Source organism: Streptomyces sp. NPDC050147 (assembly GCF_040660195.1).
Lineage (GTDB): Bacteria > Actinomycetota > Actinomycetes > Streptomycetales > Streptomycetaceae > Streptomyces.
Genome location: NZ_JBFALJ010000017.1, coordinates 43,582 through 58,602, shown reverse-complemented (window position 1 = coordinate 58,602; position 15,021 = coordinate 43,582). Strand labels below are relative to the sequence as shown.

General features: G+C 70.0%; 14 protein-coding genes. 8 read left to right on the top strand and 6 right to left on the bottom strand.

Annotation, left to right across the window (positions count from 1 at the left end; genetic code table 11):
• Positions 1–235 precede the first annotated feature (235 nt).
• The 4 genes from AB0I94_RS24950 to AB0I94_RS24935 all read left to right on the top strand — a co-directional run bounded on the left by AB0I94_RS24950 (position 236) and on the right by AB0I94_RS24935 (position 5,613).
• Positions 236–3,235: an AAA family ATPase gene (locus AB0I94_RS24950; protein ID WP_363311852.1), complete on the top strand. Its 3,000-nt coding sequence runs from the start codon at positions 236–238 to the stop codon at positions 3,233–3,235.
• A gap of 110 nt (positions 3,236–3,345) precedes the next feature.
• Positions 3,346–3,516, top strand: coding sequence for a 50S ribosomal protein L32 (gene rpmF / locus AB0I94_RS24945; RefSeq protein WP_363311851.1), 171 nt, complete (start codon positions 3,346–3,348; stop codon positions 3,514–3,516).
• Positions 3,517–3,523: 7 nt separating this feature from the next.
• Entirely contained in the window at positions 3,524–4,711 is a 1,188-nt protein-coding gene (locus AB0I94_RS24940; RefSeq protein WP_363311850.1) for a GTP-binding protein, read from the top strand.
• Between the two features lie 74 nt (positions 4,712–4,785).
• Complete coding sequence (locus AB0I94_RS24935; protein ID WP_363311849.1) at positions 4,786–5,613, top strand: class I SAM-dependent methyltransferase; 828 nt, start codon at positions 4,786–4,788, stop codon at positions 5,611–5,613.
• Between the two features lie 124 nt (positions 5,614–5,737).
• On the opposite strand, the gene aztD is transcribed toward AB0I94_RS24935, so the two are convergent.
• The 4 genes from aztD to aztB all read right to left on the bottom strand — a co-directional run bounded on the left by aztD (position 5,738) and on the right by aztB (position 10,122).
• Positions 5,738–6,937, bottom strand: coding sequence for a zinc metallochaperone AztD (aztD, locus tag AB0I94_RS24930; RefSeq protein WP_363311848.1), 1,200 nt, complete (start codon positions 6,935–6,937; stop codon positions 5,738–5,740).
• A gap of 92 nt (positions 6,938–7,029) precedes the next feature.
• Complete coding sequence (aztC, locus tag AB0I94_RS24925; protein WP_363311847.1) at positions 7,030–7,989, bottom strand: zinc ABC transporter substrate-binding protein AztC; 960 nt, start codon at positions 7,987–7,989, stop codon at positions 7,030–7,032.
• Positions 7,986–9,227: a hypothetical protein gene (locus AB0I94_RS24920; protein WP_363311846.1), complete on the bottom strand. Its 1,242-nt coding sequence runs from the start codon at positions 9,225–9,227 to the stop codon at positions 7,986–7,988. The genes aztC and AB0I94_RS24920 overlap by 4 nt, the downstream gene beginning before the upstream one ends.
• A 10-nt stretch (positions 9,228–9,237) precedes the next feature.
• Positions 9,238–10,122 (bottom strand): zinc ABC transporter permease AztB, encoded by an 885-nt coding sequence (gene aztB, locus AB0I94_RS24915; RefSeq protein ID WP_363311845.1) that lies wholly within the window; start codon positions 10,120–10,122, stop codon positions 9,238–9,240.
• Positions 10,123–10,136: 14 nt separating this feature from the next.
• Here aztB and aztA point away from each other — a divergent pair, with 14 nt between their 5' ends.
• The 3 genes from aztA (at position 10,137) to AB0I94_RS24900 (ending at position 12,875) form a co-directional block, all read left to right on the top strand.
• Positions 10,137–10,880 carry a zinc ABC transporter ATP-binding protein AztA gene (aztA, locus tag AB0I94_RS24910; protein WP_363311844.1) on the top strand — a complete coding sequence of 248 codons (744 nt, stop codon included), beginning with the start codon at positions 10,137–10,139 and terminating at the stop codon, positions 10,878–10,880.
• Positions 10,881–11,100: 220 nt separating this feature from the next.
• Complete coding sequence (locus tag AB0I94_RS24905) at positions 11,101–12,126, top strand: permease (protein ID WP_363311842.1); 1,026 nt, start codon at positions 11,101–11,103, stop codon at positions 12,124–12,126.
• Positions 12,123–12,875 (top strand): TIGR03943 family protein, encoded by a 753-nt coding sequence (locus AB0I94_RS24900; RefSeq protein ID WP_363311841.1) that lies wholly within the window; start codon positions 12,123–12,125, stop codon positions 12,873–12,875. Before AB0I94_RS24905 ends, AB0I94_RS24900 begins: the two co-directional genes overlap by 4 nt.
• A gap of 73 nt (positions 12,876–12,948) precedes the next feature.
• Here AB0I94_RS24900 and AB0I94_RS24895 read toward each other — a convergent pair whose 3' ends face one another.
• Entirely contained in the window at positions 12,949–13,350 is a 402-nt protein-coding gene (locus AB0I94_RS24895; protein ID WP_363311840.1) for a VOC family protein, read from the bottom strand.
• A 466-nt stretch (positions 13,351–13,816) separates the two neighbouring features.
• Between AB0I94_RS24895 and AB0I94_RS24890 the strand changes: the two genes are divergently transcribed.
• A complete protein-coding gene (locus tag AB0I94_RS24890) occupies positions 13,817–14,509 on the top strand; it encodes a restriction endonuclease (RefSeq protein WP_363311839.1) in 693 nt (230 codons plus the stop codon).
• 251 nt (positions 14,510–14,760) lie between these two features.
• Here AB0I94_RS24890 and AB0I94_RS24885 read toward each other — a convergent pair whose 3' ends face one another.
• On the bottom strand, positions 14,761–14,985 hold the full coding sequence (locus tag AB0I94_RS24885; protein WP_363311838.1) for a DUF1737 domain-containing protein: 225 nt from the start codon (positions 14,983–14,985) through the stop codon (positions 14,761–14,763).
• Positions 14,986–15,021 lie beyond the last annotated feature (36 nt).

Genomic DNA, 15,021 nt, shown 5'->3' with positions numbered 1-15,021 from the left:
CAGCGGGGCCCGCCCGCACCGATACCACTTGGCGATAGCGCCAGGACATCAACTGGTCCGCCCAGTAAGGCAGTTGCCCCTCACATGCTCTCAGATGGGGGCGCGGTCGAGAAAGTTGAGCTCATCTTCGGCTAGCCCGGCCGCGGATCAAAAGTGACGCGCTCAGCCGCGCCGGCACTCCGCCGACATCGAACCCGCTGTCCCCCACCTCGTACGAGATGCCATGCTCAGCGCTGTGCACAGTAGCCATACAAGCCCCTTCTTCGTCGGCCGGAGCGCCGAGCTGGCCGCCCTCGGTGATGCCTTGTCCCGGGCGGACGCCGGGGAGCCCGGCGCCGTCTTCCTGGGCGGCGAGGCCGGTGTGGGCAAGACCCGGCTGCTTCGGGAGTTCCTCGGCCGGGCCACCTCAGGCGGGGCCGTCGTCGCCCTTGGCGGCTGCGTGGAAACCGGCGCCGACGCCCTGCCGTACCATCCCGTCTCCGCCGCTCTGCGCTCCTTGCGCCGACAGCTCGGCGCGGAGCTGGACGCCGCAGTCGCCGGCCAGGAAGGCGAGCTCGCCCGACTCCTGCCCGAGCTCGGTGACATGGACGGAGGCCGACCCGAAACCGACGGTCGTGCCCGGCTCTTCGAGCTCACCGTCCGCCTCCTCGAGCGGCTCTCCGCGGGCCGGACTCTCGTCGTGGCCCTGGAGGACTTGCACTGGGCCGACCGCTCGACCCGAGAGCTGCTCAGCTACCTGCTGCGTTCCCTCACCGACAGCCGCCTGCTCATCGTCGCCACCTACCGCGCCGATGACCTGCACCGCCGCCACCCGTTGCGGCCTGCCCTCGCCGAGTACGAGCGGCTGCGCACCGTCAACCGCCTTGAACTCCCCCGCTTCGAGCGCGCCGAAGTGCGCCGCCAGCTCGCCGCCCTCCACGGCGAGGCCCCGACCGAGCAAATCCTTGACCGTGTCTTCGCACGCTCCGAGGGCAACGCGTTCTTCGTCGAGGAGCTTGCCTGCAGCATTCGCGAGGGTTCTCCCGGCGGCATCAGCGACTCACTGCGCGACCTGCTGCTGGTCCGGGTCGAGGCGCTGCCGGAGGCAGTACAGCGCGTGGTGCGGACTGCTGCCGAGGGCGGCTCCGACGTGGAGTTCCGTTTGCTGGCCGCCGTGGCGGGTCTGGCCGAGGACGAGCTGATCGAGACCCTGCGTACCGCCGTCGGCGCGGCCGTCCTGCAGCCCTCCGACGAAGGCGAGTCCTTCCGTTTCCGCCATGCCCTGATGCGCGAGGCCGTGGCCGGTGACCTGCTGCCCGGCGAGCGCTCGCGGCTCAGTCGTCGCTACGCCAATGCGCTGGAGGCCGACCCCACGCTCGTACGGCCCGAGGAGCGAGCCGGACGCCTTGCCGGCTACTGGTTCAACGCCCGCGACCCCGCCAACGCCCTGCCCGCTGTGCTCGCCGCAGCAGGCGCGGCCCGCGGCCGGCATGCGTTCGCCGAGCAGCACCACCTGCTGGAGCAGGCCCTGGAGCTGTGGGACGACGTTCCTGAGGAGTTGCGCCGCCAGGCGATGCGACAGAGCGTCGACGACGGCCTCTGTCCGGCCATGTCCCTGGACATGGCCGGCGACTTCGTGGACCTGCTCGCTGCTGTCACCGTCGCCGCGCGCCTGACAGGAGAGCAGGAGCGAGCGCTCACGATCTGCAAGCGGGCGCTGCGCGAGCTGGAGGGCGCCGACCCGCTGCGGGCCGCCTGGTTGTGGACCGAGCGCTACCAGTTGATGCGCGACCTCTCCCGCTCGGACGGCTGGGATGAGATCTCCCAAGCCCAGAAGCTGCTCCAGGGCCTGCCCCCGTCCGTCGTACACGCCTATGTGCTGACGCATGCGGCGCACTGGTACGTGGTGCACCAGCCGGGGCCGAAGGCGATCGAGATCGCGGAGCGGGCCGTGGAAGCCTGCCGTACGACGGGCGCCGAGACCGCCGGTCTTACCGCGCGACACACCCTGGCCTGGCTCACCATCCACTCGGGCGACGTCGAAGCCGGGCTCGAGCTGGCCCGCGAGGTGTGCGCCCGAGAACTGAAGCCCGACAATGCCAACGTCCTGCTGCGCGGCTTCGGCAACCTGTCCACGGCGCTGCACGGCCTTGGCCGCTACATCGAGGCCGTCGAAGTCGCCGAGGAGGGAAGCGAGCTCGCCGAGCGGTACGGGCTGCCGGACACCGCCTCGTTCATCGACTGCAACCTCGCCGAGTCCCTCATCCAGCTCGGCCGCTGGGCCGACGCCGACGAAGCGCTCGACCGGGCCTCCGGCCGCCGCGGGGCGAGCTTGCGGACGCGCGGGCAGATAGCCGAGCAGCGGGCCGAACTGGCCCTGGCCCGGGGCGCGTACGACGAAACCCTGCGCCTGCTCGATGAGGCCGACAGCTGGGCCGCCGGCCCCCGTCCGGAGCTCCAGCACACCCTGGCCGTGACCCGGATCACCATCGCGCTGGCGGCCGCCGACGGCCGGATCCTGGACGTTCGCTCCCTGCTGGAGACAGCCGTCGGTGATGCCACCGCCCCCGGCCACCAGCGATACGGCTGGCCGCTGTTGTACGAAGCCGCGGCGGCGGAGGCACGAGCCTCCCGGCTCGCGGTGGCCGGGCCGGGGCGCGCAGCAGCGGTGCGGCGAATCCGCGACGCCATGAAGGGCCAGCCCGATTTCGCGCCGCTGTGGGCCGCGCAGGCCCAGATGATCCAGGCCGAACTACTCACCGCCGAGGGCGACGACGCAACCCTCCGATGGACGCAGGCGCTGGACGCCATCGAGCAGCTGCAGGCCCCGGTGCTTTTGGCCACCGCCCGATTGCGGCTCGCGGAGACGCTGATCACCCAGGGTGGCACCGGCTCCCGCAAAACGGCCGGTGAGCTGCTGCGACAGGCCGACGCGGCGGCACGTGAGCTGGGCGCGGCGCCGCTCTCCAGGGAGATCAGCACGTTGGCGGACCGCGCTCGGATCCCGCTGACACAGGACGACGGGGAGGCTGCCCCGCCCCCGACGCCGGCGGCGGCACTGGGACTCACCTTCCGCGAGCAAGAAGTGCTGCGGCTGGTCGCCGCCGGGCGGAGCAACCGGCAGATCGCGGAGGCACTGTTCATCTCGCCGAAGACGGCGAGCGTGCATGTCTCCCACATCCTGGCCAAGCTGAACGCTTCTGGCCGCGGGGAAGCCGCGGCCATCGCGCACCGGCTGGGGGCCTTCGACGCGTGACCACATGCGGCACCGAGCGCGATGCACCCAGTTACGTGAAAGCGTCAATCGTAATGACATCCATTTTCATGTATCGTCTGTCGCGCTCACCGATCGCACCGGAGGTCCTCATGGCCGTGCCCAAACGCAAGATGTCGCGCAGCAACACCCGGCACCGCCGCGCACAGTGGAAGGCCTCGACGCCTCCGCTGGTGACGGTCACGGTGGACGGGGTTTCCTACCGCGTCCCGCAGCGGCTCACCAAGGCGTACGAGCGCGGCCTGCTCCGCCCCGAAGGCTGAGCCCTGCATGACTCAGATCCCCTCGCCGCGCCTTCCCGTCACCGTCCTGTCGGGCTTTCTCGGTGCCGGCAAGACCACCCTGCTCAACCATGTCCTCACCAACCGCGAGGGCCTGCGCGTCGCCGTCATCGTCAACGACATGAGCGAGGTCAACATCGACGCCGACCTGGTGCGCGGCGGCGATGCGGCACTGTCGCGCACCGAGGAACGCCTGGTCGAGATGGTCAACGGGTGCATCTGCTGCACCCTGCGCGACGATCTGCTGGAAGAGGTGGACCGGCTGGCGCGCGAGGGGCGTTTCGACTACCTCCTCATCGAGTCCTCCGGCATCTCCGAGCCCATGCCGGTGGCCGCCACCTTCGCCTTCGCCCGCGACGACGGCACCACCCTCGGCGAGATCGCCCGGCTGGACACGATGGTCACGGTCGTGGACGCCGCCAACTTCCTGCCCGAACTGGCCGGCGGCGACGAACTGACCGAACGGGGCCTGGACCAGTACGAGGACGACGAACGCACGGTCAGCGATCTGTTGATGGACCAGATCGAATTCGCCGACGTCATCGTCCTCAACAAGCTCGACCTCGTCGACTCCGCGTCCGCCGACCGGCTGCGGGCCACCCTGGCCCGCCTCAATCCCGCCGCCCACATCGTGCCGGCTGTGCGGGGTCGCGTGCCGGTCGCAGAGGTCCTTGGCACCGCCCGCTTCGATCTGGAGCGGGCGCAACAGGCGCCGGGCTGGGTCAGGGAACTCAACGGCGACCATGTTCCCGAGACGGAGGAGTACGGCATCTCCTCGACCGTCTTCCGCTCCGCGACGCCTTTCCACCCCGGGCGGCTGTGGACGTTCGTGACGGGGGCACTGGACAGCGGCGTGCACGGGCAGGTTCTCAGGTCCAAGGGCTTCTTCACGCTGGCCAGTCGGCCGCGTGTGACGGGACTGTGGTCCCAGGCCGGTTCCGTGGCACGCTTCGAACCCTCCTCCGCGCGCGACACCGACAGCCCTCATGCCCAGGAACTCGTCTTCATCGGCACTCACTTGGACGCGGAAACCCTGCGGGCGGCCCTGACCGACTGCCTCATGCGGGAAGACGAAGCTCCGCCCGCCGCCGACCCTTTCCCCGCCTGGGACACCTACGGTTTCGACGAGAGCTGTGCGCACGAGCACGACCCCCTCACCACCGTGACGGGGCACTGAGGCTCCGGGCCGGTCGGTGGTCGCAGCCACGGCACCGCCCGGCCCGGTACACACCCGTGTCAGGGAGGCCGCTCATGGAGAAGGAAAGACCGCACCTGGGAACGGTGCAGGAGACACTCCTCATCCCGCTGTACGCCCGCGCGGTGGAGAACCGCAAGGAACACGCCCTGCTGCGGGACACCCGGGCCGAAGAGATCGTCGCCGCGATCGACTACGACTTCGGACGCTTCGACGACCTCCCCAGCCTCACCGGCGTACTGCTGCGCACCCTCCTGTTCGACCGATGGGTGACGGACTTCCTGGCCAAGCACCCCGACGCGACGGTGGTCGAGATCGGCACCGGGCTCAACACGCGTTACGAACGCGTGGACAACGGCCGCGCCCGATGGTTCGAACTCGACCTGCCCGACGCGATCGCCCTGCGCAGCCGCTTCTTCACGGACACCCCGCGCCGGACGATGATCGCGGCCTCGGTGACGGACGAGTCATGGGCCACCGAGGTGGCCTCGCGCACCGTCGGGCCCTGCCTGTTCGTCGCGGAGGCCGTACTGCCCTACCTGCACGAGCCCGATGTGCGCCGGGTCGTCGATCTGCTCGCCGACCGTTTCCCCGGTTCTCTCCTGGCCCTCGACACCGCCGGCCTCGGCTTCTTCGACACCCAGGAACAGCACGACGCCCTCAGCAAGGTCGACGCCCGCATGCACTGGTACTGCCCCGACCCGGCCGGACTGGCCAACTGGCGGCCCGGGATCGGCGTACTGGCGTCACACACCCTCACCAGCCTTCCCGGTCCCCTGCTGTCCGAGCTGCCGCTCCCCTACCGGCAGATGGTCTCCGCGCTCACCGCGCAACGCCTCCCCCAGGTCGAGGGCTACCGGCTCAACCTCCTGCGCCTGCCCTGACAGCCGGCGACTCCGCCCGCAGGGCCTTCGCGACGCTCGCGTGATCCCCCGCTACGGCAGTGCGGGACGCCCCCCGACAAAAGGTCGGCGGGCGTCCCGTGAAGAGCGCTCCGGAGAGGACCGGTCAGTGACCGGCCACCGTGCCGGACAGTTCGTTGGTGCCCTTCGGCAGGGTCACGGACCTCAGCTTCTCACCCGAGTCCAGGTCGAAGGCGTGCAGTTGGCGCTTGCCCGGGTCGGAGACGTAGGCCGTGTGGTCGCGGACGAACAGGGTGGGCCTGGGCTGCTGCCAGTCCAGGGGCTCCGTCCAGTCGCCGACCGCGTCGATCTTCTTCTCCACCTTGCCGGTCTCCGGGTCGATGACGTGAAGGACGCCGTTGGTGCCAAGGACGAGGGCCTCGCCGTGCGGGCCGCGGGCGAGCGAGCGGAAGGAGTAGCTGGTGCCGAGGTCGACCAGCTTCATCTTCGCGGTGCGGGTGTCGATCAGCGCTATGCGGGTGGGCCGTTCCAACTCCGCCTCGGGGTCGGTCTTGTAGTCGCCGAGGAGGATCGGCGAGGCGTCGCTGCCTGCCTGGTTACCGGTCCGGGCGTACTTGTCGGGGGCCTTGACCTTGGTGAACTTGCCGTCCTTGTAGAGCAGGACGCCGTCCTCGCAGCCGAGTCCGATCACCTCGTCCTTGGCCGCGGCCTCGCCGTGCACACCCGGGCAGTTCTCGGCGCGGGCGATCTCCTTGTTCTTCTTGTCGAGGATGAGGGCTCCGGTGCGCTTCTCCTCGGTGCCCAGCGTGGTGACGAGTTCCCCGTTGGACAGCTCGATCGCGACACCGTGGTGGGCCTTGGCGGACTTGTAGGTGCGGGTCTGCGGCTTGGCGCCGTCCCGGAGTTCGGCGGGATCGAAGACGTTCACTTCGCCGGTACCGTCGGTGAACAGGATCGTCTTGCCGGCGTGCCGTACGACGTGGCCGGGCTTGGCTCCCTTGAATTCGGCGTCCGTGAAGGTCTGCCGGGCGGCGTCGAAAACGCGGAAGCCGCTGTCGGTGGAGATGAAAACGTGGTCCTCGTCGCCCGCCGGGTTGACCCGGTTGAAGCCGGGCAGCTCGATCGTCTTCGCCAGCTTCAGGGTCTTGCCGTCGAGGACGTACAGTCCCCCGTCGTAGGAGGCGACCAGCGGGTTGTCGACCGCAGCGGCTTCGCTGCTCTTCTTCTGCTTCGGCTCGGCGTCGGACGAGGCGCCGTCGTTGCCGCCGCAGGCGGTCAGCGCCATCGATGCCACCAGGGCGAGGGCCGTGCCCGTGAGCGTTCTGGCGCGCGTCGGCTTGTTCATCGCGTGTGTTTCCTCTCCGGCCCCGTGCGGGGCGGGTTTCAGGGGTGGGGCGGCCGGCGTTCGGTCCCGGCCGGCCCGCGGGGTGGGTTGGTTCAGGCGGCGAGACCCTCGGCCATGGCCGAGGTGTTGGCGCGCATCATTTCCAGGTAGGTGCCGGCGCCCTTGCCCTTCTCGGTCAGCGACTCGGAGTACAGCGAGACGACGTCCACGTCGCCGCCCATCTCCTGGCGCAGGACATCGGCAAGCCGGGTGGGCTGGGAGGAGTCGGCGAAGACGGTGCGTACCTTGGCCTTCTCCATGGCCCGGGTGAGGGAGCGCAGGTCGGAGGAGCTCGGGGAGGCGAGTGTCGTGCCGCTGGGAATGACCGCGCCGATCACGCGGAAACCGAAGCGGTCGGCCAAGTACCCGAAGACATGGTGGTTGGTCACCAGGGCGCGCCGGTCCTGCGGGACAGCGGCGAAGGACTCCTCCATCCAGTCGGTGAGGTCGGCGAGTTGTCCGTCGTAGCGTTCGGCGTTGCCCCGGACGGCCTTCTCGTCCACGCCGTCCACGTGCTCGACGATCTGGTCGGCGATCAGGCCGGTGGCCTTGCGCACACGGTCGGGATCGGTCCAGAAGTGCGGGTCGGGCTCTCCGGCCTCCTCTGCCGGACCGCCCTCGTTCCCGGTGTGGAAGGTGAGCGGGTCGGCCGCCTCGCCGGCCGCGAAGGTGGCCACACCCGATGCGCGGGCCGCCTCCACGTGCCGCAGTACGTTCTCCTCCAGCCCGAGCCCGTTGTAGACGACCAGGTCCGCGTTCTCCAGTTCGGCGGCCTGCACGGCCGACAGGCCGAAGGAGTGCGGGTCGGCGTTGGGCTTCATCAGGACGCTGATGTCGGCCTCGTCCCCGACGATCTCCCGGGTGATGTCACCGAGGATGTTGGTGGTCACCACGATCCGGGGCCGGTCGTCGTCACCGCTCACGCAGCCGGTCACCGTACCGGCGAGGACGCAGAAGCTGACCAGGGTCAGCGCCAGGGCGCGCAGCCGCGCCGCTCCCACGCGCACGCTCATCGGCCCGTCTCCACCATCAGGGACGGCCTGACGTCCAGGTCGAACGTGCGGGCGACACGGAGGCCGTCGTTGTAGTCGATCTCGTACACGCGCTTGCCCGACGGGTCGTTGAGGTAGGCGCGGCTGCGGTCGACCTCGATCACCGCTGCCGCGGCCTTACCGGGGGCGGCGCTGGAGACGTCCTCCAGCAGGGGGTCCGTAACCGCGGTCTCCTTGCCGCTGGGTATGTCGTAGCCGTGGAGGGCTCCGTCGGTCTCCAGAACGACCAGCGGCGAACCCTCGCCCGCGGTGTTCGCGGCGATCACGGGGCCGGTCTCGACCCGGGTCCAGGCACGCTCGGTCACGTCCAGGACCCAGACGGCGTCCTTCCCTGCGAGTGCGGTGAGCGTGCTGCTGCCGGGACGTTGCCGAAACTCCGTGGCCCGCTCCCTCTCCGGCACGTCCTCGCCGTACGGCATCTTCTCGACGCTGAAGGCGCCGTCGTCCTCGTGGACGAGCAGGGCACCGTCGGCGCAGCCGAGGACGATCCCCCGCCGGGTGACCGCGTCACCCTTCGGGTCCTCGCACTCGGACGCCGGAGAGGCGACACGCTTGCCCGACCGGTCGAGCACCCTCACCTTCGCGGGGCCGTCCCCGTCCTCCGTGAGGGCGATGAGGTGTTCCTCGTACGGCACCACGGCCCCGGCGTAGGTGCCGGGAAGGCCGGCGGACGTGCCTGTCGCGCCCTTCTCCAGGTCGGCGCGGGGGTGGACACCCGCCTTCCCGTCCGCGCCCGTCACCACGGTCACGCCCGCGTCACTGCGGACGCTCGTGCCGTTGCCGCCGGGGAGTTCGCCGACCTCCTGGATCTTCGCTCGGTAGTAGTGCAGGTGATCCCCGTGGTCGACCATCCACGCGCCGCTGTCGAGGACATGCGTGCTGTCGGTGCCGTGGAAGTAGCCGAAGCGGCCGTCCGTGGTGAGTCCGGTGGCCTGCGCTCTGCGTGCCGTCTCGTGCACCTTGCCGGTGAGCAGGTCCAGTACGCGGGTCTCGCCCGTGGCGCTGTCGGCCAGGAGAAGCCGGGACTGCTGCTCGGCCGCCTCGGTGGCGCCTTCGACGTAGCCGTGGGGGGTGGCGGGAGAGTTGGCCCTTCCCGATGCGGGCTTGGGGTCGTCGTCCTGGCCGGTGCAACCCGCGGTCAGCAGGATCGCGGACAGGAGTGCCGTCGGCAGGGATATGACGTTTCTTCGGACGAACAAGGAGATCGCCTCAGGTTTCGTTCGGTCGGGTCGTGAGGGCGTTCGCGGGGATGGCGGCGGGTCGGGAAAGAGCCGCGCGGCGTCGGTGCTGGATCCCGGACGCCAAGTGGGACAGGAAGAAGAGGCTGACGGCGAGGGCCGACACCGTCGCGCCGGCCGCGGTGCTCAGATGCCAGGACAGCAGCAGGCCGCCGAAGGTGGCGGTCGCGCCGAGGACCGCGGCCAGGACCATGACGCCACGCACGCTGCGCGCCCAGGGGAGGGCGGCCGCCGGTGGGGCGATGAGCAGGCCGAGGACGAGCAGCGTTCCCACGATGTGGAAGGACGCCACGATGGCCAGGGCCAGCAGACCGAGCAGCACGGCGTGCGCGAGACGGGGGCGCAGACCGAGCGTCCTGGCCTTGCGCTCGTCAAACGTCAGCGCGAGGAAGGCACGGTGACCGAGCATCGAGACGACCAGTGCCAGCAGCAGTGCCATCCCGAGGAGGCCCAGATCGCTCTCGCGTACGGCGAGGACGTCGCCGAAGAGGAAGCCGGTGAGGTCCACGGCGAACGACTGCGAGCGCGACACGATGATGACGCCGAGCGACAGCATGCCGACGAACAGCAGGCCGATGCCGGTGTCCTGGGACAGCCTCGGAGTGCGGCCGAGGGCGGTGACGCCCGCGGTCATGACGGCCGCGCTCACCACCGCCCCCACCAGCAGATTGCCTCCCAGCAGCGCGGCGACCGCGACGCCCGGCAGCAGGCCGTGGGACATGGCGTCACCGAGAAAGGCCATCCCCCTCAGCACCACCCACGTCCCCGCGAGGGCGCATATCGCCGACACCAGAATCCCGGCCCACAAGGCACGCTGCACAAAGGCCACTTCGAAAGGGGCCGTCAACCACTCCATGCGATGACACTACAATGACAATCATGTTCAAAAAACAACGCCCGGGACCTCCCGACGCCGAGACGGGCCACCAGCGCGTTCGCATCACCGACTTGGACGCGGGTTACCCGGGCCGCCCCGTTCTCCGTCAACTCACCGCCGACATCAGGGCGTTGACCATGACGGCACTCGTCGGACCGAACGGGAGCGGGAAGTCGACGCTGCTCGGCGTTCTCGCCGGCGTGATCGATGCCACATCCGGGCAGCTCCGGTACGCGGAGGGCCGTCCGCCGGCTTTCATCCCGCAGCGCGGCGCCGTCGGCGACGCACTCCCCCTCACCGCGCTGCAGACCGTGGAGATGGGCCGCTGGGGCGAGCGCGGGCTGTGGCGGCGGCTGACCCGCCAGGACCGGGCCGTGGTCGACTCCGCGATGGAGCGACTGGGCGTCGCCGACCTCGCCGCCCGGCAGCTCGGCGAACTGTCCGGCGGGCAGCGCCAGCGCGTCCTGATCGCACAGGGCCTCGCCCAGCAGTCCGATCTGCTGCTCCTGGACGAACCGACCACCGGACTCGACCCCGAGGCTCGCGAGCGGATCACGGTCCTGCTGGCGGACCTGGTCGCCGACGGCACGACCGTCGTCCAGGCCACGCACGACCTGGAGGCCGCCCGCGCGGCCGACACCTGCCTGCTCCTCAGCGACGGGCGGCTGGCGGGCCAGGGCCCGCCCGAGCAGGTTCTCACTGTTACGGCCCTGTCCCGGATCTGGCAGCCTGCCTGAAGCGGCTGAAGCGCTGGAGCGGACCGGTAGCGTCCGGCGCGTTTACACCACCACCGTGCGTCCCGGGGGCGTTGGCGGGATTCACAGGACTTCGAGAACTCTGCCCGTAGGCGTCACGAACCGCCTCACTAAGCTGTCCGGGCCCGGCACTGCGTGATCAACGCGCCGACGGCTCCCGGCAGACCGGGCACGGTGGGCACCGATGGGTGAAGCGAGTGACATGAGCGATCAGAAGTACGCGGGGCGGCAGCGCGACGCCGCCGATGTCGTGCGCTTGGCCGTGCGGGCCTGTGTGCACATCCTGCTTGGCGGTTTCGCGCTCCTCACGATCGTCACGGTCGCCGGCGTCCTCGGGCCGATGCTCGCGCTCGATCTCTACACACCGCCCGTCGCGGCCTGGTGGACGGTGTTCACCGCCGTCGTCGTCCAGGGCGTTCCCTTCCTCTTGCTCGGCGCGCTGGTCTCCGCGGCCGTCGGCACGCTCGTACCCGATCGGATCTTCGCCCGCCTGCTGCCGCGCAGCCCCGCCCTCGCCGTCCCGGTAGCGGGCGCGGCAGGGGTGGTGCTGCCCGGGTGCGAGTGCGCCTCCGTACCGGTGGCCGGCAGTCTCATTCGGCGCGGGGTCGCCCCGGCCGCCGCGCTCGCGTTCCTGCTCTCCGCGCCCGCGATCAACCCTGTCGTGCTCGTCGCCACATCCCTCGCGTTCCCCGGTGAACCGATGATGGTGGTGGCCCGGTTCGTCGCCTCGCTCGTCACCGCCGTGACGATGGGCTGGCTGTGGGCGCGCTACGGCCGCACCAAGTGGCTGCGGCTGCCGACGAGGCCGGCGACCGACTCCGGTGCCTCCCGCGCGGGCTCCTTCGTCGCCGGGGTGCAGCACGACTTCCTGCACGCCGGAGGCTTCCTGGTGCTGGGCGCAGCCGCGGCGGCCACCTTCAACATCGCCGTCCCACGCTCGCTGGTGGACGTCTTCACGGCATCCGCGTGGGTATCGGTGCTGCTCCTGGCGCTGCTCGCCGTGGTGCTGTGCGTGTGCAGCGAGGCGGACGCCTTCGTAGCCGCGTCACTGAGCGGGTTCGGACCGGTGGCCCAGCTGGCGTTCATGGTGGTCGGCCCGATGGTCGACCTCAAACTGTTCGCCCTCCAGGCGGGCACGTTCGGGCGGGACTTCGCCCTCCGGTTCTCGTCCGTCACTTGGGTGGCCGCGGTGACGAGCAGCGTGTTCGTAGGGTGGTGGCTGCTGTGAGGCGGTACGGTCCCGCGGTGCTGTTGCTGCTGGTCGGCGCCGCAGTGCTGCGCATCTCGCTGTTCAGCGATCTCTATCTCCGGTACGTCCAGGCAGGGCTGCGGCCCTATCTGATCGTCTCCGGGGCGCTGCTGGGACTGCTCGGTCTGGTACGGGTCGCTCTGACCGCGCGAGCGGCACGGACGGGCACCCCCGGCGCCGACGGGCACGAACACCCGGCCGACAGTGAACCGCACCCTGGTCACTCTCACCCGGGCGGTCCGCGCATCGCCTGGCTGCTCACTCTCCCCGCCGTCGCCCTGCTCTGCTTTCCTCCGCCGGCGCTGGGCTCCTACAGCGCGGCCCGGGAGGAGGCCCAGCGCGCCGAGGAGCACGTCGGTGCGTTCCCCGCGCTGCCGGCCGGTGACCCCGTGGAGCTGAGTCTGGCCGAGTTCGGCTCACGCGCCGCCTACGACAGCGGGTACTCGCTGCGGGACCGCACGGTGCGGCTCACCGGCTTCGTCACCCGGGGCGACGGCGACACCTGGTACGTGACCCGATTGCGGGTGGCTTGCTGCGCGGCCGACGCGACCGCGATCAAGGCGGAGGTCCGCGGCGCGGGGGCGCCGGAGACGGACACATGGGTCACGGTGACGGGCACCTGGCACCCGCGGGGCGAGCTGGGGTCTGCGGCGTCCTGGCCCCCGGTACTGGACGCCACGACGGTCCGTGCGATCACCGAACCATCGGACCCGTACGAGGAACGCTGAGTCAAGAAAACAAGAGCTTGTCTTCAACCCCGGGAGCGAACCGCCGCCCCCCTTACCTGCCTACCTACCTGGGTTACAGGGCGATGTTGACCATCCAGGTGATCCCGAACTGGTCGACGAGCGAACCGGCCTCGTCACCCCATGACTGCTTCTCGAGGGGCAGCGTCACCGTGCCTCCGACGGACAGCCTCTCGAAATAGGTGCGGAGTTTGGCGTCGTCGCCGTCGAGGAAGACCGCAACGTTGTTGCCCGGGGTGTGCGGCATCTCTTCACGGACGTCCCACGCCATCAGCGTGTAGCCGTCCGGGGTGCGAAGCGTGGCATGCATGATCTTGGCTGGGTGAGGCACGTCCGGCGAGCCGTATTCGGCGTAGGTGCCCATGTCCAGCTGGCCGCCGAGAATGCTCTGATAGAACTCGATCGCCTGCCGTGCGTTCCCGTTGAAGGCGAGGCACGGGTTGAGTTGCGATCCCATCTGATGCTCCTTGGCGTGGATGATTTCGAACGGCTCGAACGTAGCAACGGGGTCTGACAACCGCGCCCTTGAGGCGATTCCAGGGTTCACTGACCACCGGTGACGGAACCCTTGCTTCATCTCCCGCTGCCTGCGCCCAAGTTCGCTTCTCCGCCCTGCGCCAGGGCGGCCCGCCGGGGGCACCGATTGCGACCTGCGCCCGGTACGTCTGGCTGCTCCTGACTTGGCGTGATCGAGGCCTGACCGGTTGTCAGTGGTGGCTGCAAGTATGGGCGGTTGGGCTGGGAGCATGGACAAAGAGGGGGCAGCACATGCCGTTTGTCAGGCCGTACACGGACCGTTCTTCCCGGCCGGGTCAGACAGCGCAGTATCCGGTCACGTTCCCGGACAGCGGCGAAGTGCAGAAGCAGGAGCCCGAACCATCGGTCTCCTACCCGATCCGTTTCACTCCTCAGGACGGTGCGCGGTGACGCGGCGTCCGCCCGTACAGCGGCGTCGTCGTCGACGGCGGCCGACCAAGCGGCAGCAGCGCCAGCAGGCTCAGCTCCTCGCGCTCCTCGCGGGAGGCGCCGCGGTGCTCGTGCTCGTCAACTGGCTGCTCGCGCACTGGTGGGTGCTGATCGTTTTGGCCGGGGTGGCCACGGTGGCGGGCGCGGGCGTCCTGTATCAACGGCGGCAACAGGCCATATGGGCAGACGTGCGGCGCCAGGCACTGCGCTATGAGCTCTCACAGATCGACTCACTGCACCACCGGGAGTTCGAGTTCGCGGTGCGCGACCTGATGCGCCGGGACGGCTGCGCCGATGCGCGCCAGATCGGTGGCGCAGGCGACAACGGTGCGGACGTGCTGGCGACGGACCCGCAGGGCCGCACGTGGGTCATTCAGTGCAAGCACCGCAAAAACGGGGCGCAGGGCTCGCCGGTGGGCACACCCGATCTGCAGCGGGTCAACGGCACGGCCCGGCAGCTCTACGGCGCCGACGTGGTGCTGGTGGTGACCAACGGACGCTTCTCCACCCGGTGCGCCCCGCTGGCCAGACAGCTGCGCATGCACCTGGCCGACCGCACAGTGGTGGCGCACTGGGCGGCGGGCTCCCGGCCGCTGTGGGACCTGTTGCCCAACATCCCTCCCCCGCACCGCTCCACACCACTCAGCTGAGAAGGCCACCAGGCGAGCGTGGGCGAGGCGAAGTCACACCCCGTAGCCGGAGCCCCAAGCCCCAGACCACCGGTACGAACGGAATCGACGCTGAGGCTGAGGTTGAGGTCAAGACATGGGCGGCGGGACCACTCGATGTGACCATCCCCCACCACCCTGCGGGCGGACAGGAGCGAGCCATCTGGGCGGCCCGGGGGGCGACAGGCTCCGCCGTGTGCGGGCAGGGCAGCGGAGAGGAGCGCGAGGCACGCTCAGCGGCGCCTCACCGCTGCTGCGGGAGGCTCGGCCAGACCAGACAGGCCCCGCCACACCAGGGCCTGGGCGACGATGACCCTCTCACCGTTGAAGGTGACGGCGGGGCCTTCGTGCAATTCGTAGCCGAGATCCATCGCTTCACTCACACGTCGGCAAAACGCGGCATCGTCTGGGCCGGTAATGACCCGGTAGACAGGCAATCCCTCTGGCGGTGTGCTCATGAGGACAAGGGTCTCAGACCCACCCGGCAACCGATC

Coding starts and splice junctions, on each gene's coding strand:
- AB0I94_RS24885 (WP_363311838.1), bottom strand. CDS start 14,985: ATGAGCACACCGCCAGAGGGATTGCCTGTCTACCGGGTCATTACCGGC.
- aztA (WP_363311844.1), top strand. CDS start 10,137: ATGACAATCATGTTCAAAAAACAACGCCCGGGACCTCCCGACGCCGAG.
- AB0I94_RS24905 (WP_363311842.1), top strand. CDS start 11,101: ATGAGCGATCAGAAGTACGCGGGGCGGCAGCGCGACGCCGCCGATGTC.
- aztD (WP_363311848.1), bottom strand. CDS start 6,937: ATGAACAAGCCGACGCGCGCCAGAACGCTCACGGGCACGGCCCTCGCC.
- rpmF (WP_363311851.1), top strand. CDS start 3,346: ATGGCCGTGCCCAAACGCAAGATGTCGCGCAGCAACACCCGGCACCGC.
- aztB (WP_363311845.1), bottom strand. CDS start 10,122: ATGGAGTGGTTGACGGCCCCTTTCGAAGTGGCCTTTGTGCAGCGTGCC.
- AB0I94_RS24940 (WP_363311850.1), top strand. CDS start 3,524: ATGACTCAGATCCCCTCGCCGCGCCTTCCCGTCACCGTCCTGTCGGGC.
- AB0I94_RS24895 (WP_363311840.1), bottom strand. CDS start 13,350: ATGGGATCGCAACTCAACCCGTGCCTCGCCTTCAACGGGAACGCACGG.
- aztC (WP_363311847.1), bottom strand. CDS start 7,989: ATGAGCGTGCGCGTGGGAGCGGCGCGGCTGCGCGCCCTGGCGCTGACC.
- AB0I94_RS24935 (WP_363311849.1), top strand. CDS start 4,786: ATGGAGAAGGAAAGACCGCACCTGGGAACGGTGCAGGAGACACTCCTC.